This is a genomic window from uncultured Enorma sp. (genome assembly GCA_905210055.1).
GTDB lineage: Bacteria > Actinomycetota > Coriobacteriia > Coriobacteriales > Coriobacteriaceae > Enorma.
The window spans coordinates 1-7,728 of the sequence record CAJLVH010000090.1 but is presented as its reverse complement, the minus strand read 5'-3'; the positions used below and the strand labels follow the sequence as shown (position 1 = coordinate 7,728).

The 7,728-nt window shown below is 61.6% G+C and carries 7 protein-coding genes; 5 read left to right on the top strand and 2 right to left on the bottom strand.

The window, feature by feature from the left end; genetic code table 11:
- Positions 1 to 95: 95 nt before the first annotated feature.
- Complete coding sequence (locus tag QZ079_RS06540; RefSeq protein ID WP_297036664.1) at positions 96 to 971, bottom strand: TIGR00730 family Rossman fold protein; 876 nt, start codon at positions 969 to 971, stop codon at positions 96 to 98.
- Positions 972 to 1,338: 367 nt separating this feature from the next.
- Here QZ079_RS06540 and QZ079_RS06535 point away from each other — a divergent pair, with 367 nt between their 5' ends.
- From QZ079_RS06535 to QZ079_RS06520, 4 genes are read left to right on the top strand one after another with little or no spacing between them, the layout of a single operon-like run.
- Entirely contained in the window at positions 1,339 to 2,226 is an 888-nt protein-coding gene (locus QZ079_RS06535) for a hypothetical protein (RefSeq protein WP_297036661.1), read from the top strand.
- A gap of 3 nt (positions 2,227 to 2,229) precedes the next feature.
- Positions 2,230 to 2,907, top strand: coding sequence for a polyphosphate polymerase domain-containing protein (locus QZ079_RS06530; RefSeq protein ID WP_297036659.1), 678 nt, complete (start codon positions 2,230 to 2,232; stop codon positions 2,905 to 2,907).
- Between the two features lie 18 nt (positions 2,908 to 2,925).
- Positions 2,926 to 3,600 (top strand): DUF4956 domain-containing protein, encoded by a 675-nt coding sequence (locus QZ079_RS06525; protein WP_297036657.1) that lies wholly within the window; start codon positions 2,926 to 2,928, stop codon positions 3,598 to 3,600.
- Positions 3,601 to 3,642: 42 nt separating this feature from the next.
- Positions 3,643 to 5,067 carry a CotH kinase family protein gene (locus tag QZ079_RS06520; protein WP_297036654.1) on the top strand — a complete coding sequence of 475 codons (1,425 nt, stop codon included), beginning with the start codon at positions 3,643 to 3,645 and terminating at the stop codon, positions 5,065 to 5,067.
- Positions 5,068 to 5,147: 80 nt separating this feature from the next.
- Here QZ079_RS06520 and tgt read toward each other — a convergent pair whose 3' ends face one another.
- Positions 5,148 to 6,287 (bottom strand): tRNA guanosine(34) transglycosylase Tgt, encoded by a 1,140-nt coding sequence (tgt, locus tag QZ079_RS06515; protein ID WP_297036652.1) that lies wholly within the window; start codon positions 6,285 to 6,287, stop codon positions 5,148 to 5,150.
- A gap of 331 nt (positions 6,288 to 6,618) precedes the next feature.
- Between tgt and QZ079_RS06510 the strand changes: the two genes are divergently transcribed.
- Positions 6,619 to 7,728: InlB B-repeat-containing protein (locus QZ079_RS06510; RefSeq protein ID WP_297036649.1), on the top strand; the 1,110-nt coding region annotated here is incomplete at its 3' end.

The following is a 7,728-nucleotide window of genomic DNA, read 5'->3' as shown; positions in this document are numbered from 1 at the left end:
GATGCGCACCCCCGTTTCCCGGGAGGAAGTGTCACCAACCTTTCGTTTTTGGCCACCGGAGCCGATATTCAGGAAATGCCGCGGCAGTCGCGGCGTCAGATCGTCTTAATCGCGCTCGTCGCGATGGCAACGGCTTCGTCAACGCTATCGGTGATGTGCACAAGATCCGGGTCGAGCGCGGAAATCATGCCCTCTTCCTGCACCGTTCCCTCAATCCAGTCGAAGAGCCCACGCCAATACGCGCTGCCCACGAGCACAACGGGCATCCGCGTGACCTTGTGCGTCTGCACGAGCGTAAGCAACTCAAAAAGCTCGTCAAGCGTTCCGAAGCCGCCGGGAAATACGACGGCTCCCTGCGAATACTTCACAAACATGGTCTTCCGCACGAAGAAGTAGCGGAAGGACATGCCGAGGTTGACCCACTTGTTCAGACCCTCTTCGAAGGGGAGCTCGATCCCCAAACCAATCGAGACGCCCCCGCGCTCGGCCGCGCCACGGTTCGCCGCTTCCATGATGCCTGGCCCGCCGCCCGTGATGGTGGCGATGCCCGCCTCCGCAAGCTGCCGTCCCGTCTCGCGCGCTGCACGGTACATGGAGTCGCCTCGCTTGGTTCGGGCGGAGCCGAAAACCACCACCGCGGGACCCACCTCGGCGAGCGCGCCGAAACCGTCAACGAACTCCGCCTGGATGCGCAAGACGCGCCAGGGATCCATGTGCAGCCAGTCAGTCGATGTTTCCGGTGCAAGCAGGTTGCCCATTGTAGTGTCGGTGGGCGCCATGGGACCGCGCAAAACCACCGGGCCGCGCTGATGCGTCTGCTCGCTCGTGTAGCCGTGCTCTTCGTCGGGAATGCCATCGAGCGGGCAATGATGCGAGCTATCGGCAGACGTGCTCATCTCGCCATCGAGATCGCTGTGGTTCTCGCGAGCAGCAGCTCCTGCATCGTATCGTCCCTCCGTATGATTCATCATTTCTCCTCCGTCTGTTGCCAACTCATTTCTCACAGCATAGCCGTTTCGCCGATAACAACCCCAATCCGACCGCTGGTCGGCGAAAACCGCACGCCCGCCCTTCCATTACAAAATCCTGACGTGCATCTGCTTGAATAACAAGAACATCGAGGTAATCAGCTGCAAACCCCCGGAACTGGCTTCCTTGCAAAACCCTTACGTTCACGAGGCCGCCATACTCGTACGGCGTATCCTACACTGTTCTTGGCACCCCGCCTGATAGGGCGACGCTCCGGGCGACCGACGCGACCGACTCCCGCTGCGCGGGGAGCCGATGCCGGGCGCTCATTGCGCCATTCGTCCGTCACAAGACCAAGGGGTGAACAACATGACGAACAAACACCTTACCGTTGTGCTCGCCACGCTGCTCGTATTGATCGTGGGCGGCGGAGCTATTTTTGCAGTAACGCAGAACCCGGCAAATCCGGCAAGCAATCCTGCCCAAGCAACCGAGCCCGTGGAGGAGACGCTCCCCTATCCCGAGGGAGGCGGAACGCTCATCCTGCGCGTGAACCCCGAGTTCGCGATTCACTATGACGCCTCCGGTGTTGTCGTAGGCGTTGAAGCACGCAACGATGACGCTGAGAACATGAAGCTCGATCTCACCGCGCTCGAGGGCATGGCATGCCGCGAGGCGGTTCGCACGCTCGTCGAACGCATTAACAACGCTGGCTATTTCGTGGAAGAAGTCGAGGGCGAGGGCAACACCATCAACCTTGAGGTCGAAAGCGGATCGGCGCTTCCCGAAGAGAACTTCCTGCGCAATATCGTGCATGAATCCGAGACGTACGTCGTCGGGCAGAACATGACCGTCCCCATGGAGGTTTCTGGCACAACTGACTACGGCTGGACGAACTACGGCGACTCCGATTATGGTCCCGACAGCGACGGCGTGACCGATTACTACGACTCCGACTACGGCCCCCTGAACGACGGCGTGACCGATTATAACGAGCCTGCATCGGACGGCAACACGAATTATGATTCCGGATACACGAGCTCCGGCGGCTCCAGCAGCGGTGGAGGCTCCAGCTCTGGCGGAGGTTCCAGTTCCGGCGGCGGCTCCGCGCCAGCGCCCGCACCCGCTCCCGCGCCGAGTGGTGGCAACTCGGGTTATGACTCGAACTCCGGCTACGACTCGAACTCCGGCTACGACTCCAACTCCGGCTACAGCGGCAACTCGGGTCATGACTCGGACTCCGGATACGACGATTAGCCCATGTCGATCCGTCATGAGCTGAAGTACCTCATCTCGCCGATAGACGCTCATGTGCTCGCACGGCGCTTCTCGACGCTTTTCGCGCGCGACCGCCATGCGGGCACGGACGGCTCCTACACCGTGCGCAGCCTGTATTTCGACACACCCGACGACGCTCTGCTCCGCCAAAACAAGGAGGGCGTCAGCCGGCGCGAGAAATGGCGGCTGCGCACCTATGGCGAGGGCGGTACGCTCCGTTTGGAAAAGAAGGCGAAGCACGCCGGCTCGAGCGAGAAGAGCTCCTGTCCCCTTTCGCCCGAAGAGGCACAGGAACTCGTCAACGATGGCCGGGCACCCCTTGCTTGGGAGTCATGCGATCACCCGGTCAAGCGTGAATTCCACGGCAGGCAGGAAGCGTATCTCCTGCGCGCGGCATCCGTCGTGTGCTACCGGCGTGAAGCATTCACCTACGCGCCGGGCAACGTGCGCCTCACGATCGACTCGCACATCGCATCGAGCCCGAACCCGCGCGCCCTCCTCGACCCAAGCATCCCGCTCATCCCCATCGACCCAGGCCGCGTGCTCCTCGAGGTGAAGTTCGACGCATTCCTACCCGATATCGTTCGCGCCGCGATCGAGACCCCGGGCGCGGTGCGCAGCGCATACTCGAAATACGCGCTGGGACGCCGATACGAGTGATACCAAGAAAGGCAATCCATGGTTACGTTCGACGACATCTTCACCTCGGCATTCCTCGACCGCATAGGAGCCGTGCCGCTTATCGACGCCATCGTGGCGATGCTGCTCGCCTGCGGGATCGGCCTCTTCATCTTCCTGATCTACCGGAAGACGTCGAGCGCGGTCATGTACTCCACGTCATTCGGCGTGACGCTCGTGGCGCTCACCCTCATCACGACCCTCGTGATTCTCGCCGTCTCAAGCAATGTGCTGCTCTCGCTCGGCATGGTGGGCGCCCTCTCCATCGTGCGCTTCCGCGCGCCCATCAAAGAACCGCTCGACCTCGTGTTCCTCTTCTGGTGCATCGCAACGGGCATCGTGCTCGCCGCGGGCTTGCTCTTCCTCGCTATCTTTGGCGCGGTGTTCATCGGGCTCGTGCTTCTCATGTTCGCGGACCGCAAGACCGATGACCGGCCATACATGCTCGTGGTGCACCTTGAAGGCGAAAGCGCGGAGCAAAAAGTCATCACGGCAATCGAGGCGCGCGCCGCCCGGCATGCCCTCAAGGCGAAGAACGTGCACGGCGGAAGCGTAGAGCTCACCTTTGAGCTGCGACTCAAGGAAGGCGGGGCGGCGCTTGTCGACGAGCTCGACGCGCTCGAAGGCGTCACCGACGCGGCGCTCGTGTCATACAACGGCGATTACCTCGGATAGCAAAGGCACCAACCCGAAAGCACGGAAGCAAGCGGAACGCCCATGATCAGGAACCGCCACATAGACGTCATCTGCATCTTCGCGCTCGTACTCGCGACGGGCGCCGCCTGCCTGCTTGCCTGGGCGGGATCTGTCGGCGTCATCGCGCCCGCGCGACCCAACACCTATCTCGACCTCCTCTTCGACGATTCCCGCGTGCACACCGTCAACATCGAGGTCGAGGACTGGGACGCGTTCATCGCTTCGGCGCCGGAAGAGGAGTACACCCAAGCCGACGTCGTCATCGACGGCGAGCGCATCACGGGCGTGGGGCTGCGCGCCAAGGGGAACAACTCGGTTGGGCACATCTCGCGCCGCGGCCTTTCGCGCTATAGCTTGAAGATCGAGTTCGACCACTACGACCGCAACACCACCTATCACGGCCTCGATAAGCTCTCGCTCGACGCAGCCTTCCAAGACAACAGCTATCTCAAGAATTACCTCACCTATGACATGATGCGCTTCATGGGCGTCCCCGCGCCTGCAACCGCTTTTACGCAGGTCATGGTGAACGGTGAGCCTTGGGGTCTCTTCCTAGCCGTCGAAGACGCTGAAGATGCGTTCGCAGACCGTGTATGGGGTGCAGACCACGGCGCGCTTTACAAACCCGATTATCGCTCACTCGAGAATGAGAACGCTGACGTCGCCCTGCGTTACATCGGCGATGACCCGTCGCTCTACCCTGGGATCTTCGACGAGGCGCAGCTCGATGTAGACGAAGCAGGCAAACGAAGGCTCATCCGAGCGCTTGAAGGGCTCGCCTCTGGCGAGAACCTCGAACGCTACGTCGATGTCGACGCAACGCTGCGCTACTTCGCCGTACAGGTCTTCGTCGCGAACCTCGATAGCTACCTGGGAAGCACCGGCCACAACTACTTGCTCTACGAAGACGCGGGGCGCATCTCGATGCTGCCGTGGGACTACAACCTCGCCTTCGGCACGTATGCGCTCGGGCGTCCGGAGCTCCCCGATGACGTCGGCACCTATGTGAACCTTCCCATCGACGAGCCCGCCGCGCCCGAGGTACTCGCTGAGCGCCCGCTCTTCACGAACCTCATGGCGCATGAGGAGTACCGGGCGCGCTACCACGACTATCTTGATCAGTTGGTCGCCAACTACGTTGAGAGCGGGCGCCTATCCGAAACCATCGCCCGCATGCGCGAGCTTATCGCACCCTACGTTGCGGAAGATCCCACGGCGTTTTGCACCTACGAGGAATTCCTCGTAGGCGTGGACACCATCGAGATGTTCTGCCTGTTGCGAGCCGAAAGCATTCGTGGCCAGCTCGAGGGCGCGATTCCCCCGACGCATGAGGGGCAGCGGGCTGAGCCAGGGGCGCTCGTCGACGCTTCCGCAATCGCACTCGAAGATATGGGTGAGCTCTCCGACCTCGACGAGACGGCCGAGACCGGCGAGCGAGACATGTAACATAACCCCAGGGGTTTTTAACATGTTCATGTTAAAAAACCCCTGGGGTTATGTTACATGCCACGACCTAGTGGGCGCCGTCAGTAATCCGCCGCGGCCGGCGAGTTCATCCAATCACTCACAAACGCGTCGTAGCGACCCTCGATAATGGCCTGGCGCGCCCGGCGCATGAGGTCGAGCAGGTAGTAGATGTTGTGCATAGAAAGCAGGATGCCGCCGAGCATCTCCTTCTGCGCAACCATATGGCGAATGTGGGCACGCGTGTAGCCGCCCGTGCAGACGGGGCACGTGCACTGCTCGTCGATGGGACGCGAATCGCGGGCGAAGCGGGCGTTGCGGAAGTTCAGGCGCCCCTCGCTCGAAAACGCCGTGCCCATGCGGCCGGTGCGCGTGGGCAGCACACAGTCGAACATGTCGATACCGCAAGCCACGCCGCGCACGAGCGTGGTGGGGTTGCCCACGCCCATGAGGTAGCGCGGCTTGGTGCGCGGCATGTACTCGGACGCGAGCGGCGCAAGCGTTTCGAACATGATCTCGTGGCTCTCGCCCACCGAATAGCCGCCGATGCCGTAGCCGGGGAAATCGCCCATGTCTTCGAGCCGCTGTAGGCTCTTCACGCGCAGGTCAAGGTGCATGCCGCCCTGCACGATGCCGAAGAGCGCCTGGTCGGGACGGGTGTGAGCCTTGTAGCAGCGCTCCGCCCAACGGCTCGAGAGATCGGTCGAGCGTTCGACGTCGCGCCGCTCCACAGGGTAGCCGATGCACTGGTCGAGCTGCATGCAGATGTCGCTGCCGAGCTTCTGGGCAATGGCCATGTTGTCTTCGGGCGTCCAGAACACATGGCTGCCGTCGTAGTCCGTCGCGATGAAGCGCACGCCGTCATCCGTGAGCTTCACGGCGTCGCTGTGGCTGAATACCTGGAATCCGCCGGAATCCGTGAGGATGGGGCCATGCCAGTTCATGAAGCTGTGGAGCCCGCCCATCTCGGCGATAAGATCGGCGCCGGGACGCATAGCCAGGTGGTACGTGTTCGAGAGGACGATCTGCGCCCCTAGGTCGCGCACGGTCTCCCACGGGATGCCCTTCACCGTGGCGCGCGTGCCCACTGGCATGAAGATGGGCGTCTCGATGTCGCCATGCGGGGTATGAAGCACGCCAGCACGCGCATGCGTCTTGGGGTCTTCGGCGATGATGTCGTAGGTGAAAAGCGATTGATCCATGGGCTCCTCTATCAATGGCACGTGTCTGAACCAGCTTGGTCGAGAGGAAATCATACCAGAAGGCGCGTACGCCATTGAATTCGCACGGCGAACGCACCGAACGCGGGCAGATTCCAAGCCTCTCGTCTCGCCGTCCCAGCGATGCCCGGAAGGATATCGTCACAGCAAGGTCACGTGCATGTCACAGAACACGCCAACCCGGTCACGCCCCGGTAAGCCATCCGTCCCACATCAGGGTTTGGTAACACTTTCTTCGCAGGTCATTTATGGCGTCTAAACTTTCAGCAAAGGCAATGCCCATTGCCGATCGTCGAGGGATTGGAGTCCCACCATGAATGAAACCGTCATCCAAAAACCCATGAGAGCGGTTGCGCTATTCGCCATCGCGATCGCCCTCGCCGCGCTTTCGGGGTTCTCTCCCAGCCGCGCATTTGCAGACGATACTCCCCAGGTAACCGTCCAAGTGAATGCGACGTCGAAGAGCGGGCAACCGCTCACGGCAGAGGAGGCCCAGCTCATCGCAGAGGCGGCTCAGGCAAACCCCGGGTCTAACTCCACCGCACCGTGTGGAACCGCAACGACCAACGTCGACGCCTCGGGGAATGCATGGGTATCTGGCAACAGCACCCGTGTGCAGCATTATCTCTCGTCGATCGTCATCTCTGACAACGCGGGCAACAGCATCACCTTCAAAGGAAAGACGCAATCGCTTGGCGCCGACTTTACCCCGCAGAAGAGCATCTCTGGCCACCACGCCCTTGGTTCAGCGGATATCTACGTGAGCAATTATGCGCGCGAAGGAAACTCACGCGTGGAGCTCACGTTCGGAAAGCTCACGACCTCCATCACCGTCACGTACAACTACGTCGTGACCAATCCGTATACCGTTTCGTTCGTTGCAGACGAAACGTCGGTCACAGCCTATAATCGCTGGTATGGCGACGAGTTCGGCGAGGCGCCCGCAGCGCCCGAGAAGGCGGGCTATCTTTTCACCGGGTGGCAGGATGCGACCGGAACCCCATATAATCCCGAAGCGTCCGTTAGCAAGAGCGTCGAATACACCGCGAAGTATGCGCCCGAATATACCGTGAGCTGGAACCTCGACGGCGGCACGCTGGATGGACAGTCGAGCTTGGCCGAAAGCTCCGGCCTGGCGGAAGACACCGTTCCCCTGCCCGCCAACGATCCAGAGCGCACCGGATACACGTTCAAGGGCTGGGCGATCGAGGGCAGCCAGGGGACGCTCGACCTCGCTACAACCTACACCTTTTCCGAGCTCACCGGCGATGCCAGCACGTCGGTGACCATCGTCGCCCAGTGGGAGAAGAATCCCGACAAGGAAGAGCCCACGGACCCCGAGAACCCCAGCACCCCCAACGACCCCGCAGATTCCGAAAAGCCGTCGAGACCCAACGGGTCCGATACGTCGACGCCCGCCTCT

What these genes read in the sequence shown, in the direction of transcription:
- QZ079_RS06540 (WP_297036664.1), bottom strand. Translation starts at nt 971, where the DNA reads ATGATGAATCATACGGAGGGACGATACGATGCAGGAGCTGCTGCTCGC.
- QZ079_RS06535 (WP_297036661.1), top strand. Translation starts at nt 1,339, where the DNA reads ATGACGAACAAACACCTTACCGTTGTGCTCGCCACGCTGCTCGTATTG.
- QZ079_RS06530 (WP_297036659.1), top strand. Translation starts at nt 2,230, where the DNA reads ATGTCGATCCGTCATGAGCTGAAGTACCTCATCTCGCCGATAGACGCT.
- QZ079_RS06525 (WP_297036657.1), top strand. Translation starts at nt 2,926, where the DNA reads ATGGTTACGTTCGACGACATCTTCACCTCGGCATTCCTCGACCGCATA.
- QZ079_RS06520 (WP_297036654.1), top strand. Translation starts at nt 3,643, where the DNA reads ATGATCAGGAACCGCCACATAGACGTCATCTGCATCTTCGCGCTCGTA.
- tgt (WP_297036652.1), bottom strand. Translation starts at nt 6,287, where the DNA reads ATGGATCAATCGCTTTTCACCTACGACATCATCGCCGAAGACCCCAAG.